We start from the raw sequence: 23,819 nt of genomic DNA on the forward strand, positions 1-23,819 counted from the left end.
GCGAATGGGTCGGCTGGGCGGTCGCGTCGCGGGTAACCGCGCCGAGGAACGTCCGGGCTCCGTAGGGCAGGGCGGTGGGTAACACCCACCCGGAGCAATCCGCGAGACAGTGCCACAGAGAGCAGACCGCCCGGGTTTCGGCCCGGGTAAGGGTGAAAGGGTGGTGTAAGAGACCACCGGGGTCGTGGTGACACGACCCGCAAGGTAAACCTCGTCCGGAGCAAGGCCAGACAGGGGATGATGACGCGGCTCGCCGAGTCCCCGGGTAGGCCGCTGGAGCGGCACGGCAACGTGTCGCCGAGAGAGATGACCGTCCACGGGGCGATAGCCCCCGGACAGAACCCGGCGTACAGGCCGGCCCATTCGCCCCGCCCGTCGAGCGCTCTAGACCGCCTGCGACTCGGCGTAGATCCTCTGGCGCAGCTCGTCGAGCTGTCGGTTCACCGCGGCGACCTGATCGTCCGTGATGGCGTGCCCGTTGGCCGGATGTATGACCAGATCGCTGAAGCTGCCCATCCCGCCGAACACTCCGCGCACGTCGCCCGCATCGCCGCCCGCGGCGATGCGGGCGGCGGCGCGCGCCGCCCACTGCGCCCAGTAGGTCTCGCCCACCGAGGTGAGCAGCGCGTTGAGCTCCCGCAGGGACTGCTCCAGCGATGTTGCGGCATCCACGAGGTGAGTCTTGCATGTCGGCGGGCTCGTCACGCGACGAAGACTCGCGGCGCGGCGGGGTTTCGGCCACCATCGAAGCCATGCCAGACACCGTGCACTTCGTGTCCTTGCTGTTCCCGTCGGTCACGCAGCTCGATCTGACGGGACCCGTGGAGGTCTTCTCGCGCCTTCCCGGCGCGGTGAGTGATCTCGCGTGGCATCGGATCGAGCCGGTGGCGACCGACGCGGGGTTCTCCATTCTGCCGACGGTGTCGTTCGCGGACGCACCCCAGGCGGAGGTCCTCATGGTTCCGGGCGGGCAGGGCGCCTTCGACCTCTTGGACGACGCCGAGGCCCTCGACTTCGTCCGCGAGCAGGCGCGTCACGCGCGATACGTCACGAGCGTGTGCACGGGCTCCTTCGTCTTGGGTGCGGCGGGCCTGCTGCAGGGTCGACGGGCGACGACGCACTGGGCATCGCACCCAATGCTCGAGGTGCTCGGCGTGATCCCGGAACGAGCGCGCGTGGTTCGCGACGGCGACGTCATCACGGGCGGCGGCGTGACCAGCGGGATCGATTTCGCTCTGACGGTCGCCGCGGAGGTCTTCGACGCGCCGACGGCCCAGGCTGTACAGCTCGCGATGGAGTACGACCCACAACCGCCGTTCGACGCCGGCTCGCCCGACGGGACGGATGCCGATCCCGCCCACGTCGACATGATGACGGCGTGGGCGAGGACGACTCGGCTGGAGACCGTCGAGCGCGCCGCTGCCCGGCTTGCCGGAGCGTGAATCACTGACCGGTGACGGTCTCCTCGAGGTCCGGCTCGACGCCCAGCGAGAGCGCTGCCGCGCCGATGATGCCCGCGTTGTTGCGGTGCACGGCGGGGACGATCGGCGTACGGAGCTCGAGAAGGTGCAGGAACTTGTCCGCGTGCTTCGAGACGCCGCCGCCGACGATGAACAGGTCGGGGCTGAAGAGGAACTCGACGTGCGAGTAATACCACTGCAGGCGTTCGGCCCACGCCTCCCAACTCAGCTCGTCGCGCTCCATCGCGGAGTAGGCGGCGTACGCCTCGGCGTCCTTGCCGTGCTTCGCGCGCTGCAGGTGGCCGAGCTCGCTGTTGGGGATGAGGACGTCGTTGTAGATGACGGCCGAGCCGATGCCCGTGCCGAGCGTTGTGAGGATCGTGAGTCCGTCGACGCCCTTCGCAGCGCCGAAACGCATCTCGGCGACGCCGGCCACATCCGCGTCGTTGGCGAAGTGGATGTCGCGGCCGAGACCTTCCTCGAAGAACTCCTCGGCCGGGAAGTCGATCCACTTGTCGGAGACGTTCGCGGCCGACAGCGTCCGACCGTTCTTCACGATCGCCGGAAAGGCGACGCCGAGCGGGTAGTCGGAGTCCGCGACCTCGAGCGTGTCGAGCACGCTGCGCACCGCATCCAGAACGTCCTTCGGCTCCGCTCCCGGAGGTGTGGACACCTTGATCCGGTCGCTGATCAGCTCGCCCTTCTCGAGGTCGACGATTCCACCCTTGATGCCGGTTCCGCCGATGTCGATACCCACCGCGCGAGACTTCTCTGCTGCCATGGGTTCAGCCTATCCAGCACACGGGTCGCGATCAGTAGGATCGTCTCGAGAGCGATGAGGAGTCAGCCGTGAGCGAAGACAGCGAGAAGTACTGGTACAACCTCACCACCGGCGAGGTGGAGCGAGGTTTCGAGTCCCCGGCGATCGACCGCGCCGGCCCGTTCGACACCGCCGAAGAAGCGGCGAACGCCCCCGAACTGATCAAGCAGCGCTCGGCGCAGTGGGCGGCAGACGACGCCCTCGAGAACGACTGACGCGCCGCTTCGAGCGCACCCCCACCACGTGATCGGGCCCCGCGGGGCCGGGAGGAAAAGCATGGACAAGCAGCGCGATTTCGTACTGCGCACGATCGAAGAGCGCGGCGTCAAGTTCATCCGACTCTGGTTCACCGATGTGATCGGAACGCTGAAGTCGGTGGCGATCGCCCCCGCCGAGGTCGAGGGAGCCTTCACCGAGGGCCTCGGTTTCGACGGTTCCGCGATCGAGGGCCTCACGCGCACCTTCGAGTCCGACCTGCTCGCCCACCCGGATCCCACGACCTTCCAGATCCTGCCGTGGCGCGGTGAGATCGACCCGACTGCGCGCATGTTCTGCGACATCACGACCCCCGACGGCCAGCCCGCGGTCGCCGATCCGCGTCACGTCCTCAAGCGCACGCTCGCGAAGGCCTCGGACGCCGGATTCACGTTCTACACGCATCCCGAGATCGAGTTCTACCTGCTGAAGTCCTCGACCTACGGTCCGGCCGGTCCCGAGCCGGTCGACTCCGCCGGCTACTTCGACAACGTGCCCGGCGGAACGGCCCACGACTTCCGCCGCCGCTCGGTGCGGATGCTGGAGGACCTCGGCATCTCGGTCGAGTTCAGCCACCACGAGGGCGGCCCGGGACAGAACGAGATCGACCTGCGCTACGCCGACGCGCTGGCCACGGCCGACAACATCATGACGTTCCGCACGGTCATCAAGGAGGTGGCGATCGAGCAGGGCGTCTACGCGACGTTCATGCCGAAGCCGCTCAGCGGGCAGCCCGGCAGCGGCATGCACACGCACATGTCGCTCTTCGAGGGGGACCACAACGCCTTCTACGAAGAGGGTGCGCAGTACCAGCTCTCCAAGGTCGGCCGCCAGTTCATCGCAGGCCTGCTGCGTCACGCCAACGAGATCTCGGCGGTGACGAATCAGTTCGTCAACTCCTACAAGCGCCTGTGGGGCGGCGACGAGGCACCCAGCTTCATCAGCTGGGGTCACAACAACCGTTCGGCTCTCGTGCGCGTGCCGCTCTACAAGCCCAACAAGGGTGGGTCTTCGCGAGTGGAGTATCGCGCCCTCGACTCGGCCGCCAACCCGTATCTCGCGTACGCGCTCATGCTGGCCGCGGGTCTCAAGGGCATCGAGGAGGGCTACGAGCTCCCGCCCGAGGCCGAGGACAACGTGTGGTCCCTGACCGATTCCGAACGCCGCGCGCTCGGATACGCACCGCTTCCGGCAAGCCTCGATCAGGCACTGCAGTACATGGAGGAGTCGGAGCTCGTCGCCGAGACGCTGGGCGAGACCGTCTTCACCTACGTGCTCGCCAACAAGCGGCGTGAGTGGGCGGGCTACCGTTCGCAGGTGACGCCCTTCGAGCTGCAGAGCAACCTCGAGATGCTCTGAGCCGGCGATGGCCGGCACGGAGCGCTCCTCGAGCCGAACGGACCTCGTGCGGCTCGGACTCGGCGACCTCGAGGCGGCGGAGCAGGCGTTCGACGAGCTCGTCGACCTGCTGGCGCTCGGTCGCTCCGAGGTCATCAGCGATCTCGGGCGGGCCGCCGATCCCGACGGCGCGCTGCGCAGCGCGAGCAGGATCGCACGCCGCAACCCGGACGCGGTCACGGCGACGCTGCGCGATCCGCACGCGCGCCGGGTGTTCTGGCTGCTGCTCGGCGCCTCGGAAGGCTTCGGCGAGTTCTACCTGCGTCACCCCGAAGAACTCGCAGACCTCGCGACGGCGGGGGAGATCCTGCCGCGCGCGGATGAGATGCAGCGAGAGCTGCAGGAGTCCGTCGGGGCGCAGGACGGTTTCGCCGCGTCCGGGGACGAGTCCGCCTGGGTCGCACTGCGTGTGCGCTACCGCAGGCTGCTGGCACGCATCGCGGCCTTCGACCTGCGAGCGCCGGACGCGATCGAGGTGCTGCCCGAGGTCGCCGCGGCCCTCGCGGATGCGGCGGGTGCCGCGCTCGAGGCGTCGCTGAGCGTGGCTCGCACCCGCATCTCGCAGGGAAGGCCCGGAGGCCTGTTTCCTCGGGAACAGGTCGCAGCGACGCGGCTCTCGATCATCGGAATGGGCAAGACCGGCGCCCGCGAGCTGAACTACGTCAGCGACGTCGACGTCATCTTCGTCTGCGGTGCCGCAGACGGCGCCGAGGAGGAGTGGGGCGCGAGTCGCCTCATCGACATCGCCACGCGCCTCGCCGTCCAGACGATGCAGGGCATCTCGGGGATCGAGATCGAACCTCCGCTGTGGGAGGTCGACGCCAACCTGCGACCCGAGGGCAAGCAGGGCGCGCTCGTACGCACCCTCGAGTCACACCTCTCCTACTACGACCGCTGGGCGGGCAGCTGGGAGTTCCAGGCGCTCTTGAAGGCGCGGCCACTCGCCGGCGACCTGGAGCTCGGTCGCGAGTACGTCGCCGCCGTGCAGCCGAAGGTCTGGACGAGCGCCGCCCGCGAGAACTTCGTCGACAGCGTGCAACGTATGCGGGAGCGCGTCACCGACCACATCCCCGCGCACGAGGTGCCGCTGCAGATCAAGCTCGGCCCCGGCGGCATCCGCGACATCGAATTCACCGTGCAGCTTCTCCAGCTCGTGCACGGGCTCACCGACGACCGCATCCGTCAGCGGGGCACGCTGGACGCGCTGGATGCGCTCGTCGCGGAGGGTTACATCGGGCGGGCGGAGGCCGCGGCCTTCGCCCGCGACTATCGGTTCCTGCGCGTGCTCGAGCACCGACTGCAGCTGCGTGGTCTTCGTCGCACCCACCTCATGCCGGAGAAGGACGACGATCGCCGTGTGCTCGCGCGCGCGAGCGGTGTCGCCGACAGCGCCGCCGGAGTCACGGCAGAGTGGGAGCGGGTCAAACGCGAGGTGCGCGACATCCACGTGCGCCTCTTCTACCGACCGCTCCTCTCCGCCGTCGCAGCCCTCCCGGAGGGCGAGCGCACCCTGTCCGCCGCGCAGGCGCACGACCGTCTGGCGGCCATCGGCTTCCAGGATCCGGCGGGAGCGCTTCGGCACATCGCGGCGCTGACGAGTGGGATCAGCCGCAAGGCCACGATCCAGCGCCACCTCATGCCGATCATGATCCGGTGGTTCGCAGACGGGGTCGACCCCGACTACGGGCTGCTCGCCTTCCGCCGCATCAGCGAACGGTTGGGGGACACCCCGTGGTTCCTGCGATTGCTGCGCGACTCGTCGGCGGCGGCTGAGAGCCTCACCCGGGTGCTGTCGGGCTCGCGCTACATCGGCGAGCTCATGGAGTGGATCCCCGAAGCGGCGGCCTGGCTCGACGACCCCGAACTCCTGCGTCCGCGCAGCGGCGTCGCCCTGCAGACGGAGGCTCGCGCGATCCAGACGCGGCACGACAGCCTCGACGATGCGATGCCGTTCGTGCGCGCGCTGCGGCGACGTGAGCTGCTGCGCACCGCGATGGCCGCTGTCCTCGGCGTGCTCACGATCGAAGAGCTCGCCGATTCGCTCAGCACGATCACCGAGGTCACGATCCAGGCGACCCTGCGGGCCGTGCGTCGTGAGGTGGTGCCGCCCGAAGACGATGCACTCGACTTCTCGGTCATCGCAATGGGACGCTTCGGCGGGCGTGAGCTCGGGTTCGGCTCGGATGCGGACGTGCTGTACGTCTATCGGGCGAACGGCGTCGACCCGGAACGCGCGCACGCGCTGTCGTTGAAGCTCGTCCAGGGGCTGCGCACCCATTCCGAAGACCACCGCGTGCCGCTCGACCTCGATGCGGACCTGCGCCCGGAGGGGCGCAACGGTCCGCTCGTGCGGTCGCTGGAGTCCTACGCGGAGTACTACGGTCGGTGGTCGCTGTCGTGGGAAGCCCAAGCCCTCCTGCGTGCCCGTGGCGTCGCGGGCAGCGTGAAACTCATCGACGCGTTCACGGCGCTGGCCGACAGCGTGCGGTACCCCGCGCGCGCCGACCCGCAGGGCGTGCGTGAGATCAAACGCATCAAGGCGCGTGTGGAGAGCGAGCGGCTTCCGCAGGGCGTCGATCCGTCACGCCACCTCAAGCTGGGTCCCGGCGGGCTCAGCGACGTGGAGTGGCTCGTGCAGCTGCTGCAGTTGCAGCACGCCCACGCCGTGCCGGCGCTGCGCACGACCTCGACGACGGACGCCCTGCGCACCGCCGGAGAGGCGGGGCTGCTGCCGGAGAGCGCCGTTCCACGCCTTCACGAGGCGTGGCGGCTCGCCAGTCGCCTGCGCTCGGCCAACACCCTGCTCTCGGCGCAGACGAGCGACGTGCTGCCTGTCGACCGGCGCCGCCTCGACGGCATCGGACGGCTGCTGGAGTATCCGCCGCGTTCGGCCTCGCGAGTCGAAGAGGACTGGATGCGGGCGGCCCGCCTGTCTCGACGCGTGTTCGAGAAGCAGTTCTACGGTTGATCGTCCGCGTGGGACGAGGCGTCTCTCACCGGCTGCAACAATAGGGTCGTGCGCCGTTCCCGTCTGCCCCGCCTTTTGCGTGGGACGACGTCTGCGTCCGTGGCGACCTTCATCGCCCTCCTCTCTCACGTGAGCGCCGGCGGAGCGGTGCCGGGGTGGCTCGGGATCCTGATCCCGTTCGTGCTGTCGCTCGCCGTCTGTACGGTCCTCACGGGGCGTCGCCTCTCGGTGTGGCGCCTGTCGGCCGCCGTCGCGCTCAGCCAGGCTCTCTTTCACACGCTCTTCGTCCTCGGATCCTTCGCAGTGCCCGGGATGGGCCAAGAGCATCACGCGATGCACGGCATGGGCAGCACTCAGACGACCTCGAGCGTCGGGATGACCGACGCCCTGCACGGCGATCCGGCGATGTGGCTCGGCCACCTCGCCGCCGCCGTGGTGACGATCCTCGCGCTGCATCGCGGCGAACGATGCGTGCGTGCCCTGATCGAGCTGGCGCGCACACTGGTCGGGCGCCTCCGCATCCGCCTGGCGCTCGTCGTCGCGGACGTCGACGTCGAGGCTCCGCGCTTTCCCGCTGTCGCCTGCGCACGACAGCGTCCGCCCCGTCAGAGACTCTTCCTCCGCGACATCGCCCGCCGCGGCCCACCGCGACTTCACACGGTCTGATCACGCTGTCACGACGCGCTCGCGTCGTGTGCTGCGCTTCCGCCTGTCGCCGAGACAGGCGTCCCGTGTGGTGCGGCGCCTGCGCGCGCCGCTGTCGAAAGGTGTCCCATGTCCCTGTCGCGACGTATCGTCGCGGGGATCGTGGTGGCGTTCGCCGCCGTCTTGGCGGTGGCCGCCCCCGCGTCCGCTCACGATGAACTTCTCTCCTCCACGCCCGAGACCGGGCAACGACTCACCGAGGCTCCGACGCAGGTCACGTTGACCTTCTCCGCCGACGTGCTCGACACCGGTGCGGCGGTGATCGTCGCCGATGCCGGAGGGCACGACTGGGTGGCCACCGAGCCGGTACTGGACGGCCCGACCGTCACCGTCGAGCTGCAGCCGGACATGCCGGCGGCAGGGTACGAGGTGCGGTGGCGCGTGGTGTCCTCGGACGGGCACCCGATCGCGGGCACCGTCCCGTTCACGATCGGCGATGGGACCCCTCTCGAGCACACGGCCCAGCCGACGGCACCGAGTGCCGACGGCCAGGCGGCGCAGTCAGACGAGCCGACGGCCGATGAGGCCGGTCAGGAGAACGCCGGAGCGCTGCGCATCGCGTTCATCGGCGCCGCCGGTGCCGGCATCGCCGTCGCGCTCTTCGCACTCATCCTCTTCCTCCGCCGCCGCTCCGACGCGCGCGGCACGGACGACGCCGAGCACTGAGCTCGCCCGTCCCGCTTTTGAAAGGCACACCCCTGTGAACACTCCCACCACCCGCATCCGCTTCACCGCAGCGCTCGCTCTCGCCGCTCTCGCCCTCGCGGGCTGCGCCGCCCAGAGCCAGCCGACCTCGAGCTCCGTCACCGCTGCTGAGGCGATCTCCGTGTCCGACGCCTGGGTCAAGTCCGCCGACTCCGGAATGTCGGCCGCGTTCGGGGAACTGACCAACGACGGCGACGCCGACGTCACGGTGACATCGGCGACGACACCCGCATCGTCTGCGGTCGAGCTCCACGAGACCGTCGAGAACGAGTCGGGGCAGATGGTCATGCGTCAGATCGAGGGCGGCTTCGTGATTCCCGCGCACGGCAGTCTCACCCTCGCCCCCGGCGGCAACCACATCATGCTCATGGATCTGACCGCGCCGCTCGTCGCGGGCGACGACGTCACCCTCACCCTCACGTACTCGGACGGCACGAGCTCCCAGATCACCGCGCCGGTCAAGGACTACGCCGGGGCGAACGAGAACTACGAGGGTGGCGACATGGACATGAGCGGCGACAGCGGGATGAGCCACTGATGTCACGGCGCGATCCCGACGACACCACGGTTCGGCATCGCGCCACCCGGCGACAGTTCCTCCTCGGGGGAGCTGTCGCCGGTGTCGGCGCGGCGGCCGCGATCGCGATAGATGCCGCGTTCCAGACGGCGCCCCCCGCGGCGTCCGCCGTCCCGCCCCTCAACGGGGACGCCACGGTGCCCTTCTACGGCGTGCATCAGGCCGGAATCGACACGGACGCGCAGTCGCACGCGGTCTTCGTGGCCCTGGATCTGAAGCCCGAGGTCGATCGCGACGGCCTGCGGCGGCTCATGCGCACGCTGAGCGACGACGCCGCGCGGATGACGCAGGGCGAGCCGGCCCTCGCCGACTCCGAGCCCGAGCTTGCGCTGGCACCCGCCCGCCTCACCGTGACGTTCGCATTCGGACCGCGCTTCGTCGCGGTGGCGGGCGGGTCCGCTCCCGCGTGGCTGGCGCCTCTGCCTGCTTTCGGGATCGACCGCCTGCAGCCGGAGTACTGCGACGGGGACCTGCTGATCCAAGTGGCATCGGACGATCCGGTGACACTCGCGCACGCGTCGAGGATGCTGCTGAAGGACGCGCGCAGCTTCGCGACAGTCCGATGGACGCAGAACGGGTTCCGCCGTGCGCACGGCACGGTGAAGCCCGGCACCACGATGCGCAATCTCTTCGGACAGGTCGACGGTACGGCCAATCCCGAACCCGGAACCGCTGACTTCGACGAGCTCGTGTGGCACCAGCATGGATGGCTCGCCGGCGGCACCGGAGTGGTCATGCGCCGCATCGCGATGGATCTCGACAAGTGGGACAGACTGGACCGTCCCGGCCGCGACGAGTCCGTCGGCCGGTACCAGTCGAACGGTGCGCCGCTGACGGGGACGAACGAGCACGACGAGCCGGACTTCGAGGCGAAGACACCCATCGGCTTCCCCGTCATCCCGGAGTTCTCGCATATGCGCCGTGCGCGCAGCGACAATCGTCGGGAGCGCATCTTCCGGCGCGGCTACAACTACGACGACACCCCCGCAGGTGGCGAGATCTCACGTGCCGGTCTGGTGTTCGTCGCCTTTCAGGCGGACGTGGCGAGTCAGTTCGTGCCGCTGCAGCGGCGCCTCGACGAGCTCGACCTGCTGAACGAGTGGACGACGCCCATCGGCTCGGCGGTGTTCGCGGCACCGCCCGGCTGCGCGCAGGGCGGATTCATCGGCGAGACCTTGCTGTCGTGAGGCGCGAAACGATGACCGACACCCTCGTCTCTCCGCCCCAGGCCCGCCCGCGTCGGTCCCGTCCCCGCGGCGGATGGTTCGGATCGCTGCTGCTGCGGCTCCATTTCTCCGCGGGGCTGCTCGTCGGTCCCTTCATCCTCGTCGCGGCGATGAGCGGGGCACTGTACGCGATCGCCCCCACGCTCGATGAGCTCGTGTACGGGCACGAGCTTCATGCGCCGGCGACCGCCACATCGCTCCCGCTCGCGGAGCAGATCACCGCGGCGGAGACGTATGTCGGCGAGGGCGCGGTACTGACCGCCGTGCGACCGGCGCCGGAACCGGGCGACACGACGCGGGTCATGTTCGCCGAGGACGACCTCGCGGCCAGTGAATCGCGGGCCGTCTTCGTCGACCCCGGGACGGGGGAGATCCGCGGCGATCTCACGGCGTACGGCACGAGCGGCTCGCTTCCCGTGCGCACGTGGATCTCCAACCTCCACCGCAATCTTCACCTCGGTGAACCCGGACGCCTGTATAGCGAGCTGGCCGCATCCTGGCTCGCGATCATCGTGGTCGCAGGTGGTGCGCTGTGGGTGATGCGCATCCGGAAGGCGCGGGTCAAGCGGGAGCTTGTGGTGCCCGCCGTGCGACGCAGCGGGTACCGGCGTCTGTTCAGCTGGCACGCATCCGTGGGTATCTGGGTGCTTCTCGGCGCTCTCATGCTCTCGGCGACGGGGATCACGTGGTCAACCTACGCCGGCGCGAACGTCTCCGCGGCGCGCGAGGCGATCGGGGGTGCGACACCGGCGCTGCAGACGGACCTCTCCGGGGCCCAGGAGGCGCCGGACGAGCACGCTGCTCATCACGGCGGTGCGACGCCGATGCCGACCGGAGAGGCGAACCCCGCGACGTTCGACGCGGTCCTCGCGATCGCACGTCGGATCAACGTCAACACAGGCGAGGTGGAGATCAAACCTCCCGCGGCGTCCGGACAGGCGTGGACGGTCACGGAGATCAAGCGCTCGTTCCCCACAGAGGCGGATGCGGTCGCGATCGACGGTGCCACCATGCAGGTGGTCTCGCGGGTGGACTTCGCCCAGTTCCCGTTGCTCGCGAAGCTCGCCCGCTGGGGCATCGACCTGCATATGGGAGTGCTGTTCGGGTGGGTGAACCAGCTTGCGCTCCTGCTCATCGCCGCGGGGATCGGGACGATCGTCGTGCTCGGCTATGCGATGTGGTGGAAGCGTCGGCCCACGCGCGGCGAGCACCGCGTGGGGTCGCCGCCGGCGCGGGGCGCGCTGCGGGCGGCGCCGTGGTGGGGCTTGCTCTCCGTCGTCGCGGCCTCGGGTGTGATCGGATGGTGGCTCCCGCTTGTCGGATATCCGCTGATCGCGTTCGTGGTCGTCGACGTCCTTCTCGGCCTGCGGGCGCGACGGCGACCACGCTGACTCAGCCTTGAGTGTCTCCGGTGGCCGTGATGCGAGGCCACGGCCACCGGAGGGACGGTCATCCCTGTCTGCCTGCAAGGGCCGGTCGGCCCGCATTCTCATCCGTATGCTGGACGGCGACCGCTGAGCGCGCTCGCGCGGCTCGGCGCGATGCACCGTGACACGATGAAGACCGGGGGAACGATGTCTGATCCGCAGCAGCCGTCCGAGCCGCACATTCCGGCGCCCGACGCCGCGGCCCAGCTCGGGCCCGTCGCGAGCGAGCAGCGGATGGTGCCGCAGACGGGCGATGCTCCGCAGCCGCCCGGCGGCGCAGCGGCGGCCCAGGCGGGCTCTCCGTCATACGGTGTCCCGCCTCAGCCATACGGTGTTCCGCCGCAGCAGAGCTACCCCGGATACGCGCAGCCGCACGCTCCCGGTTATGCGTCGGCACCGGGTTACCCGCCTGCCCCACAGGGGTTCGGGCAGCCGCCGACCCCGGGCTATCCGCAGGCCCCGGGATACGCGCCGCAGCAGCAGGGTTATCCCTCGGCTCAGGGGTACGGGCCTGCTCCGCAGGCGCCCGGATACCCGCAGTCGGCACACGCGCCTCATCCGGGCTACCAGGCACCGGATCAGGCGCGTATGCCGTCGGCGGCGGGCGCCGCGTCGGTGGTCGCGGGGTCACCCACCAACAACCCCGCGCTGTGGTCGATGATCCTCGGTGCGATCTCCGCCGCATCCCTGCTCAGCCTGCTGATCCCCTTCCTCGGGTTCTTCATCGTGATCATGACGTTCCCCCTCAGCATCTGTTCCGTGGCACTCGGCTACGCGGGCCTCTCGAAGGCGAAGCGCGCGGGAGGCGTCGGTCGCACGAACGCGATCATCGGCATGATCCTCGGCCACATCGCGCTTCTGCTCGCGATCGCGGTCGGCCTCTTCCTGCTGCTGGCGCTCATCGCGGCCATGAGCAGCGGCTCCTTCGGCTGAACGGTGCAACGAAGAACCGCCCCGGCGCATGCCGGGGCGGTTCTTCGTTGTGAGCGCGAAGCTCTCGGTGTCAGACGCCGAAGTAGAGCTCGTACTCGAAGGGGTGCGGGCGCTGAGCGATCGGCTGGATCTCGTTCTCGATCTTGTACTCGATCCAGGTCTCGATGAGCTCCTCGGTGAAGACGCCGCCCTGCAGCAGGAACTCGTGGTCGGCGCGCAGCGCCTCGAGCGAGTCGAGCAGCGAGTTCGGCACCTGCGGGATGCCCTTGGCCTCCTCGGGGGGAAGCTCGTAGAGGTCCTTGTCGACCGGCTCGTGCGGCTCGATGCGGTTCTTGATGCCGTCGAGGCCGGCCATGAGCTGAGCGGCGAACGCGAGGTACGGGTTGCCGGAAGCGTCGGGCGCACGGAACTCGATGCGCTTGGCCTTGGGGTTGGTGCCCGTGATCGGGATGCGGATGGCCGCCGAGCGGTTTCCGGCCGAGTAGACCAGGTTGACCGGAGCCTCGAAGCCCTTCACCAGGCGGTGGTAGCTGTTCAGCGTGGGGTTCGTGAAGGCCAGGACGGCGGGCGCGTGCGCCAGGATGCCGCCGATGTACCAGCGGGCGATGTCGGACAGGCCGCCGTAGCCCTTCTCGTCGTAGAACAGCGGCTTGCCGTCGTTCCACAGCGACTGGTGCGTGTGCATGCCGGAGCCGTTGTCGCCGAAGAGCGGCTTGGGCATGAAGGTCGCGACCTTGCCCCACTGCTCGGCGACGTTCTTGACGATGTACTTGAACTTCAGGATGTCGTCGGCCGCGTGCACCATGGTGTCGAAGCGGTAGTTGATCTCCTGCTGGCCGCCCGTGCCCACCTCGTGGTGCGCGCGCTCGAGGATGAGGCCCGCCTCGATGAGACGCAGGCTGATGTCGTCGCGGAGGTCCGCCGTCTTGTCGACGGGGGAGACGGGGAAGTAGCCGCCCTTGTACGGGGTCTTGTTGGCCAGGTTGCCACCCTCTTCGGCGCGGCCCGTGTTCCAGGCGCCCTCTTCGGAGTCGACCGAGTAGAAGCTCGAGTTCTGCTTCACCTCGTAACGGACGTCGTCGAAGATGTAGAACTCCGCCTCGGGGGCGAAGAACGCGGTGTCGGCGATGCCGGTGGAGGCGAGGTACTTCTCGGCCTTCTTGGCGACCTGGCGGGGGTCCTTCGAGTAGATCTCGCCGTTGCGCGGGTTGTAGATGTCGAAGACCATGACGAGCGTCTTCGCCTCACGGAACGGGTCGAGGTACGCGGTCGACACGTCCGGGATGAGCTGCATGTCCGATTCGTGGATGTTCGCGAACCCGCGGATCGACGAGCCGTCGAACAGCTGACCGACGGTGAAGAACTCCTCGTCGACGGTGGAGGCGGGGATGTTGAAGTGCTGCTGCACACCAGGGAGATCCGTGAAGCGGATGTCGAGGAACTTGACGTCCTCGTCCTTGATGAACTTCAGCACCTCGGATGAATCACTGAACATGGAGACTCCAGAGGTAGGGCATTTCGGGAAGTTCCGCCCGCCACGGCGGGCTGATCCGACGCTATCGATCGGGCGTTGCTCGCCAGTGTCCCATATGTTTCCGGGATGTTACGGGTGCCCGATTAGGGTTGATGCATGCCCGAGACCCCCGTCGAGTCCAGCTATCCCGGTGAGCGCCTCGGGTTGCCCCGTACCGGATCGACGTCCGTCGCCCGTGTCGGACGGCGCCTTCTCGCCCTGCTGATCGACTGGACGTGCGCCACCATCCTCGCCGTCGCGTTCCTCCGGTACGACCCGTGGGCGCTGCCGGGCGAGGCGGGATTGTCGACCTTCGCACCGATGCTGGTGTTCGCGCTCGTGCAGATCCTCTTCATCCCGCTGATCGGGGGAAGCCCCGGCCACCGCATCCTCGGGATGCGGCTGGTTCTCGTCCGCGGCGGATGGATCGGTCTGTGGCGGCCGATCGTCCGTACGGTGCTGCTGCTGCTCGTCATCCCCGCGGTGGTCTGGGATGCCGACCAGCGCGGCCTGCACGATCAGGCTGCGGGCAGCATCCTCATCCGCGCCTGAGGATCAACGGGGGCGCTGAGCCCGCACGCGGTTGGGGTCGACGCCCTTCGGGATCGGCAGCGACGTCAGCGACTGCGACACCGAGTCGATCCGCTTGATGACGGCGGCCATGGTGGTGCGGTCGATCTTCTTCGGCAGGGCCTTGATCGTGCTCGCGAGCTTCGCGATCGGAACCTCGTCGTCGCCGTGACCCACGTAGAAGACGGTCACGGGAACACCGGAGGCCACACGCTGCGCCTTGGAGCGCTCGTCCGCGATGAGGCGCGTCAGGCGACCGCGCGCGCCCTCGCCGACGAGGACGATGCCACCGCGGCCGACGGCACGGTAGACGGCCTCCTGCGTGCGGGGGTTGATGCCGACAGGCATCTCGCTGGCCTGCCAGCGGCGACCGAGCGACACGGACATCACGCGTCCCGCCGCTCCCGGCATGCCGTCGATCTGCTTGTACATCGCGGTGGTCGACAGGCGGGTCGTCAGAATGAGTGAGCCGAGGACACCCGCGAACAGGCCCGTGATGCCCCAGAGGATCACGCTCCAGATGGCGAACGGCGGGATGAGGAAGCCGACGCCCGCGCCGAGCGCGATGCCGAGCAGCACGATGCCGATCAGAGCGTACGGCAGCCAGGAGTACGCATCCTTGGTGTAGCGGTAGAGGGTCTTCAACTGCGAGAAGAATCCGGGGCGCTTCTCGGGTGCGGAATCGCGGGCTGCCATGCCCTCCAGCCTACCGGTGCCGTCCGATCTCTTCTCCCCATCCGCGAGCAGCGCACCTGGTCTCCTCCCGTCCCGCGCTCGGAGCGCGGCGTGCCGTTCCGGCGGACACGATCGGAGCATGTTGTCGTCGCTCCTGCCCGCACCGCCCACGTTGCGTCCTCTCCTGGAGCCCGCGGTGCTGCGTACCGTCGTCGCCGATGCGGCTCCCTTCGGCGGAGATGTCGTCGTCCACGAGGGCGAGCCGGCGCTCGCGGTGCCGGTGGCCGCGGTCGAGGGCACCGGAATCTGGGCGGCGTCGGGCGAACACGTCATGGCGCCTCTGGACGTCGTCACGACGACGCGGGGACCATTGGTCCTCTTCCCGGCGGTTCGCTGCACCCTCGAGTCCCTGCTACGCCGGCGGGGAACGGTGGAGCCGGGCGAGGCGGTCACCATCGCCGTGAGTCTGCTGCGCGGTGTCGCGGCGGAGACGTCCGCGCATCCACGGGGCACCTGCGTCGGCACCTGGTGGCTGGACAATGCCGGGACGCCTCTGTTCGTCCACGCTCACGAGGGCCCCACGGCCGCGGAGGGAGCCGCCCAGCTGATGGGGAAGCTCGACCCCGGGGATCACGACGCCGCGGCACGCGCGATCAGCGCGGCGACGGGCGCCGTGACCGATACCGCGCGTATCGTGCGGGGGCTGGCCGCTCTGGAGGACGACCTGTTCGCCGCGGCGCGGCCGCAGGCCGTGCGCATCGACGGGTCTTCCGTCGCAGCGTCGATCACCCGCGCTCAGGCGCGCGCGGAGGCGAATCGACCCACCCCGGCGTGGCGTCGTCTGACCGTGGCGATGGACGGGTCGCTCAGCGACCTGGTCGCAGAGCGCGTGGACGCCCTCCGTCAGCGATGGCGTCGTCCTGCCCCGGCGAAGAAGCCCCGATCTCGTCGACCCGTGTTCCTCGTCGGGATCGGGGTCGTGGGTCTCGTGCTCGCGGTGGGGCTCCTGTGGCCGGAACCCGAGGACAGAGCACCCGTGCCGGTATCGTCCGAGGACTCCCTCGCCGCGGACGACACCGGGGCGACGGTGCTTCCCGCGGAAACTCCTGCCGCCGCGCAGTCGTCGGATGACCCCGTCGCTGCCGCACGCGCGCTGCTCGCGGTATGGAACGCGTGCGGCGACGACTCGTGTCGACAGAAGCTGCAGGAAGCGCGGATCGACGCCGACCCGGCGGGCGCGGCCGCGGTCGCCGACGCAGCGCTGACGGTCATCGACGATCTCGGGGATCTCACCCTCTTGCGTGCTGACGATCCGAGCGAGCGAGCGGTGTCGCAGATCGTGGCGATCGTGCGCCAGAACGACGAATGGGTGCTGCGCGGCATCCATGATGTCGCGCAGCACCCATAGGTGCGGGAAAGGTCAGATCCCGAGGTCTCCGGCGAAGTCGGCCGTCTCGAGGCGCGTCTTCATCGCCGACAGGAAGCGTGCCGCGTCGGCGCCGTCGATGATCCGGTGGTCGTACGACAGAGCCAGGTACACGTACGAGCGGACCGAGAACGCGTCCTTACCGTCGACCGTCACGACGCCGGGGCGCTTGACGACGGTGCCCGTGCCGAGGATCGCGGACTGCGGCAGGAACACGACCGGGGTGTCGAACAGCGCGCCGCGGGAGCCCGTGTTCGTGACCGTGAAGGTGCCACCGGCGAGCTCGTCGGGCTTCAGCTTGTTGTCGCGCGTGCGGGCCGCGAGGTCAGCGATGTCGTGAGCGATCTGAGCGAGGTTCTTGTCGCCCGCCTCGCGCACGACCGGCGTCAGCAGGCCGCGCTCCGTGTCGACCGCGATCGAGATGTTCTCGCTCGACGGGTAGACGATCTGCTCGCCGTCGACGGTCGCGTTGATGACGGGGTACGTCTTCAACGCCTCGGCGGCGGCCAGGACGAAGAACGGCAGGAAGGAGAGCTTGTCGCCCGTCTTCTGCTGGAACTCGTTCTTGACGCCGTCGCGGAAGAGCGCGACCTTCGTCACGTCGACCTCGACCACGGTCGTGAGCTGCGCTGTGGCCTGCATCGACTCGACGGCGCGCTTGGCGAGAACCTTGCGCAGACGCGACATGGGCTGCGTCGTGCCGCGGAGCTCGGACACCTCGACGGGAGCCTTGGTCGCGGCCGGTGCCGCGGGTGCGGACGCCGCAGCGGGAGCGGCCGCAGCCTCGGCCGCCTTGAGCACGTCCTCCTTGCGGATGCGTCCGCCGACGCCCGAGCCGGTGACGGTCGAGAGGTCGACGCCCTGCTGGGCGGCGAGGCGGCGCACGAGCGGCGTCACGTATCCCGAGCCCTCGTCGCCCGAGGTCTCGGCCGCGGGGGCCGCGGCCGGAGCAGCGGCGGGGGCCGGTGCGGGTGCCGGAGCAGCGGCCGGGGCCGGTGCAGCAGCGGGGGCGGGCGTGGCGGGGGCCGCGGCCTCGGTCTCTTCGACCTCGACGGGCTTCTCCGTGGACGGGGCCTCGGGGGCGGCCTCGGCGGCCGGAGCAGCGCCGTCGCCGATGCGGGCGAGCGGGCTTCCGACGGCGACCGTCTCGTCCTCCTGGACGAGGATGGCCTGCAGCGTGCCGGCGAACGGCGCGGGGATCTCGGTGTCGACCTTGTCGGTGGAGATCTCGAGCAGCGGCTCGTCCACGGCGACCTCGTCGCCCACGGCCTTGAGCCAGCGCGTGACGGTGCCCTCGGTGACGCTCTCGCCGAGCTCCGGCAGAACGACGTCACGGCCACCGGATGCGGCGGGCGCGGCCGAGGGAGCGGCCTCCTCTGCGGTGGGTGCCGGCGCGGCGGCCGGAGCAGCCTCGGCGGCGGGCTCGGGAGCGGCGGCCACCTCGGGCTCTGCGGCCGGTGCCGCAGCGGCGGAGCCGTCGCCGATCTTGGCGAGGACGGCGCCCACCTCGACGGTGTCGTCCTCCTGGAAGAAGATCTCTTCGATGACGCCGCTGACCGGCGAAGGGATCTCGGTGTCGACCTTGTCGGTGGAGATCTCGAGCAGACCCTCGTCCGCCTCCACCGTGTCACCCACATTCTTGAGCCAGCGGGTGACCGTTCCCTCGGTGACGCTCTCGCCGAGAGCGGGGAGGACAACGGAAGTGCTCATGGGATTTGCTCCTTCGAACTGCGATATCGGTGTCTAGCTTAGTGAAGCCGAAGCCTCATAGCGTGTGCAGGGGCTTGCCTGCCAGAGCCAGGAACGCTTCGGACAGCGCCTCGCTCTGAGTGGGGTGCGCGTGGATGAAGGGGACGACGTCCTCGGGGTGTGCGTCCCAGCCGATCACCAGCTGCGCCTCGGTGATCAGCTCGCCCACTCTCGGGCCCGCCAGATGTACCCCCACCACGGGGCCGTCGACGCGCCGGATCACCCGCGCGACACCGCCGCCGCCCAGGATCTCGGTGCGTGCGTTGCCCGCGAGGTTGTAGTCGACGACGCGGATGCCGTCGGTGCCGTAACGCTCCTCGGCCGCCCGACGCGTGATGCCGACCGACGCGAGCTCGGGCGAGCTGTACACCACGCGCGGAACGAGCTCGTCCGAGACGACCGTTGGGTCCTGGCCCGCGATCCGCTCGGCCACGGCGATGCCGTGCTGGAACCCGCGGTGCGCGAGCTGCGGGCCCGCCACGATGTCGCCGACGGCCCAGATTCCGGGAACCGTCGTGCGGAGCCGCTCGTCGACGACCACGAAGCCGCGATCCAGGACGACCCCGGCCTCCTCGAGCCCGATGCCGTCGGCTGCGGGTTCACGCCCCACGGCCACCAGCAGATAGTCGCCGGTGAGCACGCTCCCGTCCGCCAGCTCGACCCGAACCTGCTGCGTATCCTGCGTGACCGCGACGAAGGGGGAACCGAGCCGGGTCTGGATGCCGCGACGGCGGAACGCGCGGGAGAGCTGCTGGCGCAGGATTTCGTCCTCCGCAGGAACGAGGCTGTCGGCGGCCTCGACGACCGTGACCTCGGCTCCGAGGGAGCGCCACAGACTCGCGAACTCCACGCCGATGACGCCGCCGCCCAGCACGATCGCCTGCGAAGGGACCTCGTCGAGCTCGAGCGCCGTCTCGCTGGAGAGGATGCGGCCACCGAGCTCGATCCCCAGGGTGCGGGTGCGAGCGCCCGTGGCGACGATGATGTCGGTGGCTGCGATCGGCTCGCCCTCCACCTCGATGACGCCGGGTGAGGCGAGCCGGCCGTGGCCGGCCACGATCTCCACGCCGCGCGCGGAAAGGAGGCCCTGAAGGCCTTTGTACTTCTTCGCGACCAGATCGGTGCGGAACGCGTGCATCGCGGGCACGTCGATCGCGTCGAGCGTCGCCTTCACGCCGAGCGAGGGCCCTTCACGGACCGCATCCGCCGTCTCGCCGACGTGCAGGAGCGCCTTGGTGGGTACGCATCCCCGGTGCAGGCACGTGCCGCCGACCTTGTCGGCTTCGATGACGACGACCTTCTTGCCCAGTTCCGCGGCGCGCAGAGCAGCCGCATATCCTCCGCTGCCGCCGCCGATGATGGCGACGTCGGCGCTGCGGACGGTCACCGGGAGGATCCGGCGACGAGGTCGATGAGGCTGCGGACGGTGGCGGCGGTGGGCCCCTTGTCGGTGAAGCCGTAGCCCGCGCCCTTGTTCATCCCGACGCCCGCGATGTCCAGGTGCACCCAGGGGATGCGCGGCGATTCGGGGCCGTCGGTGCGACCGACGAACCGCTGCAGGAAGAGGCCGGCGAACAAGGAGCCCGCCGCGGGGTCGCCGATCTTGGCGTTGACCATGTCGGCGATCGGGGAGTCGAGCTCTTCTTCCATGTGCGCGGGCAGCGGCAGACGCCAGGAGAGCTCGGAGACCCGCTCGGCGGACTCGAGGTACTCGGCGACGGCGTCGTCGGAACCCATGACGCCGGTGAGTCGGTTCCCGAGCGCGACGGTGATGGCGCCCGTCAGAGTGGCGACATCGATGATCAGATCGGGGTTCTCACGGCTGGCCGCGACGAGGCCGTCGCCCAGGACGAGGCGGCCCTCCGCGTCCGTGTTGAGCACTTCGACCGTTGTTCCGTCGGCCATCCGCAGGACGTCGCCCGGGCGGGTCGCACGGCCGGAAGGCATGTTGTCGGCGACGCAGAGCCAGGCCGTCACGCGGGCATCCGCGGCGAGCTGGGCTGCCGCCCGGACGACGGCGAGGACGGTCGCGGCGCCGCACATGTCGTACTTCATCCCGACCATGGACGCGGCGGGCTTGAGTGAGAGGCCGCCGGTGTCGAACGTGATGCCCTTGCCGACGAGCGCGATGTGCCGCTTCGCGTCGGCGGGGGAGTAATCGAGGCGGACGAGTCGCGGCGGACGGTCGGATCCCTGGCCGACGCCGAGGATCCCGCCGAAGCCCTCTTCGCGAAGTCGCACCTCGTCGTAGACCTCGACCGTGATGGGGAGATCAGCGACCAGCTCGGCGGCCTGGTTCGCCAGATCGGCCGGGCCCAGCCACTCGGCGGGCGTGGACACGAGGTCTTTCACGACGGCGGCGGCGGATGCGGTCGCCCGCGCGGCGGCGAGGTCGGCGTCGGATCCGTCGGCGTGCACGGTCACCGTCGCGGCGCGCGTCTTGCCCGTGGAGCTCTTGTAGCCCGCGAAGCGATAGCCGCCGAGGCCCGCGCCCTCCGCGAGCTCGCGTGCCCCGCCGGTGACGGACGGTGCGGCGAGCGAGAGCGAGGCGAAGCCGACGAGTGTGCGGACGCCCGCGCCCGCGGCGAAGCGCAGCGCCCCGCCGTCGGGGGTGGCACCGGTGCCGACGACGGCGACGGGGACGGAGGGAAGGCCCGCCGCTCCGGGCAGCACCACGCGCTGCACGGACCCGGGGGCGCCGGTGAAGCCGACCGCATCCAATGTGTCGCGCATCGCCTGGCCGAGTCCGTCGTCGTAGAACGCGTCGTCGAGCGGAGGCAGCGCCAACAGCAGCGCGTCCGCGGTGCTGTCGGTGAGAGGGGCCGAGGTGAAGTGCAGATCCGGGAACGGCATGACTCCATCCTAAGGACGCCGAAGCGAGTAGAGACGGCCCACAGCGGCCGTTGCGCGTTCGCAGCCTCGTACCATGGAGGAATGTCCTGGAACCCGCCGCTGTACGTGAGCGTCGATGACGCGCCCGCGGTGCCCACCGGGTTGCCGCTCGTGATCCTGCTGACGGGTTTCACGGATGCGGGTTCCGCCGTGTCGCAGTCGATCGGGTATCTGCGCGATGAGGCGAGCCCCGCCGTCCTGCTGCGCTTCGAGAACGACGTCCTGCTCGACTACCGCGCGCGCAGACCGCAGATCACCTTCGACGCCGACCACCTCACGGACTACCGTCCGGCACGTCTCGAGCTCTCGCTGGCCTACGACGCGCTCTCTCGTCCGTTTCTCCTGCTGGCCGGTTATGAGCCCGACTTCGCGTGGGAGGGGTTCGTCAACGCGGTCGTGGGTGCGGCGATGGCGTTCGCCGTCTCGTCGGTCACGTGGGTGCACGCGATCGGCATGCCGGTGCCGCACACGCGCCCCTTGGGTACGACGGTCTCGGGAAACCGCGCGGCCCTCACCGAGGCGCACTCGGTCTGGAAGCCGCACACGACGGTGCCCGCGACGGTCGGGCATCTGCTCGAGTACCGCTTCGTCGCCTCCGGTCACTCCGTCGCCGGCTTCGTCCTGTTGGTCCCGCACTACCTCAGCGACACCGAGTACCCCGCCTCCGCCATCACCGCGCTCGACAGCATCACGGCCGCCACCGGTCTGGTCTTCGCCGTTGACGACCTGCGCGAGCAGAACGAGGACTTCCTGTCGAAGGTCGGCGAGCAGGTGGGTGCGAGCGACGAACTCACCACGATGCTCACGGGCCTGGAGGAGCGTTACGACGCGTACATGGCGGGGGCGACGATGGCCACGCCTCTCCTACACGAGGCGGATCTGCCCAGCGCGGACGAGATCGCGGCGGAGCTGGAACGCTTCCTCGCCAACGGCTCCCATGACGACGATCAACGAGGACCGAGTTTCGGCTGACGCCAGGCGTCGGGGGAATGCAGGGGGATGCGGGGGTGTTGTCAAGGGGAGCAGGCCGCGCGTGCAAAGCCGCGGTCGGGGGTATGAGACAATAGAGCACCGGCCCGTTGTCGATCAAGGAGTTTCCCGCTCCGGACTTGACAAGGGTCTTACTCGTGTTCGAGAACGACCGGCGTGATCGCGTCGGTGAAAGGTGAACCGTGACTCCTGGCACGAAGACCGAATCCCGCTCGCGGAAGACCGCGACGCCGGGTGACGAGGAGGTCGTCGACACGGCGACCGAGACCGCGGCGCCGGCCAAGAAGGCGCCCGCGAAGAAGGCTCCGGCCAAGAAGGCCCCGGCGAAGAAGGCGCCCGCCAAGAAGAAGGCAGCCGCCGACGACGAGGAAGAGTTCGAGGACGACGTCGACGTGGACGTCGAGGTCGATGACAGCGACGACGCCGAAGAGGGCGACGAGCAGCAGCCCGCGGGCGAGAAGAAGAGCGCCAAGGCGTCCGACGACGATGCCGACGACGAAGACGGTGAGAACACCAAGCCCGCCTTCAGCGAGCCGCTTCCCACCGGCGCCATCGTCATCTCGTCGAGCGACGAGGACGACGTTCCGGTCTACTCGACGCAGATCACCGGCGCCACCGCGGACCCGGTCAAGGACTACCTGAAGCAGATCGGTAAGGTCCCGCTGTTGAACGCGGCCGAAGAGGTCGAGCTCGCCATGCGGATCGAGGCGGGTCTGTTCGCCGAAGAGAAGCTGTCGAAGATGTCGGCGGCCGAGAAGTCGACGCAGCTCGGCCTCGACCTGCAGTGGGTCGCCCGCGACGGGCAGCGCGCCAAGAGCCACCTGCTGGGTGCGAACCTGCGTCTGGTCGTGTCGCTCGCGAAGCGCTACACCGGACGCGGCATGCAGTTCCTGGACCTCATCCAGGAGGGCAACCTCGGCCTCATCCGCGCCGTGGAGAAGTTCGACTACACCAAGGGCTTCAAGTTCTCGACCTACGCGACGTGGTGGATCCGTCAGGCCATCACCCGCGCCATGGCCGACCAGGCGCGCACCATCCGCATCCCGGTGCACATGGTCGAGGTCATCAACAAGCTGGCTCGCGTGCAGCGTCAGATGCTCCAGGACCTCGGCCGGGAGCCCACGCCCGAGGAGCTCAGCCGCGAACTCGACATGACCCCCGAGAAGGTCATCGAGGTGCAGAAGTACGGCCGTGAGCCGATCTCCCTGCACACGCCGCTGGGTGAAGACGGCGACAGTGAGTTCGGTGACCTCATCGAGGACACCGAGGCCGTGGTCCCCGCCGACGCGGTGGGCTTCACGATGCTGCAGCGTCAGCTCGAGTCTCTGCTGGACTCCCTGAGCGAGCGCGAGGCGGGCGTCATCCGCATGCGCTTCGGTCTCGGCGACGGCCAGCCCAAGACCCTCGACCAGATCGGCGACACGTTCGGTGTGACGCGCGAGCGGATCCGTCAGATCGAATCGAAGACCATGGCGAAGCTGCGGCACCCCAGCCGCTCGCAGTCGCTGCGCGACTACCTGGAGTGATCGG

General features: G+C 69.4%; 21 protein-coding genes and 1 other RNA gene. 15 read left to right on the forward strand and 7 right to left on the reverse strand.

Features of this window, described 5'->3' with window-relative positions; genetic code table 11:
- Positions 1–5 precede the first annotated feature (5 nt).
- Positions 6–366, forward strand: an RNA gene (gene rnpB, locus EHF32_RS03740) — RNase P RNA component class A.
- Positions 367–384: 18 nt separating this feature from the next.
- Here rnpB and EHF32_RS03745 read toward each other — a convergent pair.
- Positions 385–672 (reverse strand): DUF6966 domain-containing protein, encoded by a 288-nt coding sequence (locus EHF32_RS03745; RefSeq protein WP_137416879.1) that lies wholly within the window; start codon positions 670–672, stop codon positions 385–387.
- 80 nt (positions 673–752) lie between these two features.
- Between EHF32_RS03745 and EHF32_RS03750 the strand changes: the two genes are divergently transcribed.
- Entirely contained in the window at positions 753–1,442 is a 690-nt protein-coding gene (locus EHF32_RS03750; RefSeq protein ID WP_137416880.1) for a DJ-1/PfpI family protein, read from the forward strand.
- 1 nt (position 1,443) lies between these two features.
- Here the strand turns inward: EHF32_RS03750 and ppgK are convergent, their stop codons facing one another.
- Entirely contained in the window at positions 1,444–2,241 is a 798-nt protein-coding gene (ppgK, locus tag EHF32_RS03755; RefSeq protein WP_137416881.1) for a polyphosphate--glucose phosphotransferase, read from the reverse strand.
- A gap of 68 nt (positions 2,242–2,309) precedes the next feature.
- Between ppgK and EHF32_RS03760 the strand changes: the two genes are divergently transcribed.
- From EHF32_RS03760 to EHF32_RS03800, 9 genes are all read left to right on the forward strand, one after another.
- Positions 2,310–2,495: an SPOR domain-containing protein gene (locus EHF32_RS03760; RefSeq protein ID WP_137416882.1), complete on the forward strand. Its 186-nt coding sequence runs from the start codon at positions 2,310–2,312 to the stop codon at positions 2,493–2,495.
- Between the two features lie 61 nt (positions 2,496–2,556).
- The gene (locus tag EHF32_RS03765) at positions 2,557–3,894 is read left to right on the forward strand and encodes a glutamine synthetase family protein (protein WP_137416883.1); all 1,338 of its coding nucleotides are present in this window, start codon (positions 2,557–2,559) and stop codon (positions 3,892–3,894) included.
- Between the two features lie 7 nt (positions 3,895–3,901).
- Positions 3,902–6,901, forward strand: a complete 3,000-nt coding sequence (locus EHF32_RS03770) for a bifunctional [glutamine synthetase] adenylyltransferase/[glutamine synthetase]-adenylyl-L-tyrosine phosphorylase (protein ID WP_137416884.1) — start codon at positions 3,902–3,904, stop codon at positions 6,899–6,901.
- A 99-nt stretch (positions 6,902–7,000) separates the two neighbouring features.
- Complete coding sequence (locus tag EHF32_RS03775; RefSeq protein WP_137416885.1) at positions 7,001–7,567, forward strand: hypothetical protein; 567 nt, start codon at positions 7,001–7,003, stop codon at positions 7,565–7,567.
- 108 nt (positions 7,568–7,675) lie between these two features.
- A complete protein-coding gene (locus tag EHF32_RS03780) occupies positions 7,676–8,272 on the forward strand; it encodes a copper resistance CopC family protein (protein WP_238343782.1) in 597 nt (198 codons plus the stop codon).
- A 34-nt stretch (positions 8,273–8,306) separates the two neighbouring features.
- On the forward strand, positions 8,307–8,849 hold the full coding sequence (locus tag EHF32_RS03785) for a copper chaperone PCu(A)C (RefSeq protein WP_238343783.1): 543 nt from the start codon (positions 8,307–8,309) through the stop codon (positions 8,847–8,849).
- The gene (locus EHF32_RS03790) at positions 8,849–10,075 is read left to right on the forward strand and encodes a Dyp-type peroxidase (protein ID WP_137416887.1); all 1,227 of its coding nucleotides are present in this window, start codon (positions 8,849–8,851) and stop codon (positions 10,073–10,075) included. Before EHF32_RS03785 ends, EHF32_RS03790 begins: the two co-directional genes overlap by 1 nt.
- Before the next feature lie 11 nt (positions 10,076–10,086).
- Positions 10,087–11,505: a PepSY-associated TM helix domain-containing protein gene (locus EHF32_RS03795; protein ID WP_137416888.1), complete on the forward strand. Its 1,419-nt coding sequence runs from the start codon at positions 10,087–10,089 to the stop codon at positions 11,503–11,505.
- Positions 11,506–11,670: 165 nt separating this feature from the next.
- Entirely contained in the window at positions 11,671–12,474 is an 804-nt protein-coding gene (locus EHF32_RS03800; RefSeq protein ID WP_137416889.1) for a DUF4190 domain-containing protein, read from the forward strand.
- A gap of 70 nt (positions 12,475–12,544) precedes the next feature.
- On the opposite strand, the gene glnA is transcribed toward EHF32_RS03800, so the two are convergent.
- Entirely contained in the window at positions 12,545–13,969 is a 1,425-nt protein-coding gene (gene glnA, locus EHF32_RS03805; protein WP_137416890.1) for a type I glutamate--ammonia ligase, read from the reverse strand.
- 135 nt (positions 13,970–14,104) lie between these two features.
- On the opposite strand from glnA, the gene EHF32_RS03810 reads away from it, so the two are divergent.
- Positions 14,105–14,539, forward strand: a complete 435-nt coding sequence (locus EHF32_RS03810) for an RDD family protein (protein WP_137416891.1) — start codon at positions 14,105–14,107, stop codon at positions 14,537–14,539.
- Between the two features lie 3 nt (positions 14,540–14,542).
- Here the strand turns inward: EHF32_RS03810 and EHF32_RS03815 are convergent, their stop codons facing one another.
- On the reverse strand, positions 14,543–15,253 hold the full coding sequence (locus EHF32_RS03815; protein ID WP_137416892.1) for a DUF4191 domain-containing protein: 711 nt from the start codon (positions 15,251–15,253) through the stop codon (positions 14,543–14,545).
- A gap of 118 nt (positions 15,254–15,371) precedes the next feature.
- Here EHF32_RS03815 and EHF32_RS03820 point away from each other — a divergent pair, with 118 nt between their 5' ends.
- Positions 15,372–16,640, forward strand: coding sequence for a hypothetical protein (locus EHF32_RS03820; protein WP_137416893.1), 1,269 nt, complete (start codon positions 15,372–15,374; stop codon positions 16,638–16,640).
- Between the two features lie 12 nt (positions 16,641–16,652).
- Here EHF32_RS03820 and sucB read toward each other — a convergent pair whose 3' ends face one another.
- From sucB to EHF32_RS03835, 3 genes are read right to left on the reverse strand one after another with little or no spacing between them, the layout of a single operon-like run.
- On the reverse strand, positions 16,653–18,368 hold the full coding sequence (gene sucB / locus EHF32_RS03825; protein ID WP_137416894.1) for a 2-oxoglutarate dehydrogenase, E2 component, dihydrolipoamide succinyltransferase: 1,716 nt from the start codon (positions 18,366–18,368) through the stop codon (positions 16,653–16,655).
- Between the two features lie 55 nt (positions 18,369–18,423).
- Positions 18,424–19,794: a dihydrolipoyl dehydrogenase gene (gene lpdA, locus EHF32_RS03830; RefSeq protein WP_137416895.1), complete on the reverse strand. Its 1,371-nt coding sequence runs from the start codon at positions 19,792–19,794 to the stop codon at positions 18,424–18,426.
- Entirely contained in the window at positions 19,791–21,260 is a 1,470-nt protein-coding gene (locus EHF32_RS03835) for a leucyl aminopeptidase (protein WP_137416896.1), read from the reverse strand. Before EHF32_RS03835 ends, lpdA begins: the two co-directional genes overlap by 4 nt.
- 81 nt (positions 21,261–21,341) lie before the next feature.
- Here EHF32_RS03835 and EHF32_RS03840 point away from each other — a divergent pair, with 81 nt between their 5' ends.
- Positions 21,342–22,271: a proteasome assembly chaperone family protein gene (locus EHF32_RS03840; protein WP_137416897.1), complete on the forward strand. Its 930-nt coding sequence runs from the start codon at positions 21,342–21,344 to the stop codon at positions 22,269–22,271.
- A gap of 200 nt (positions 22,272–22,471) precedes the next feature.
- A complete protein-coding gene (locus EHF32_RS03845; RefSeq protein ID WP_137416898.1) occupies positions 22,472–23,815 on the forward strand; it encodes an RNA polymerase sigma factor in 1,344 nt (447 codons plus the stop codon).
- Positions 23,816–23,819: the final 4 nt, after the last annotated feature.

This window comes from Microbacterium sp. RG1 (genome assembly GCF_005347485.1).
GTDB lineage: Bacteria > Actinomycetota > Actinomycetes > Actinomycetales > Microbacteriaceae > Microbacterium > Microbacterium binotii_A.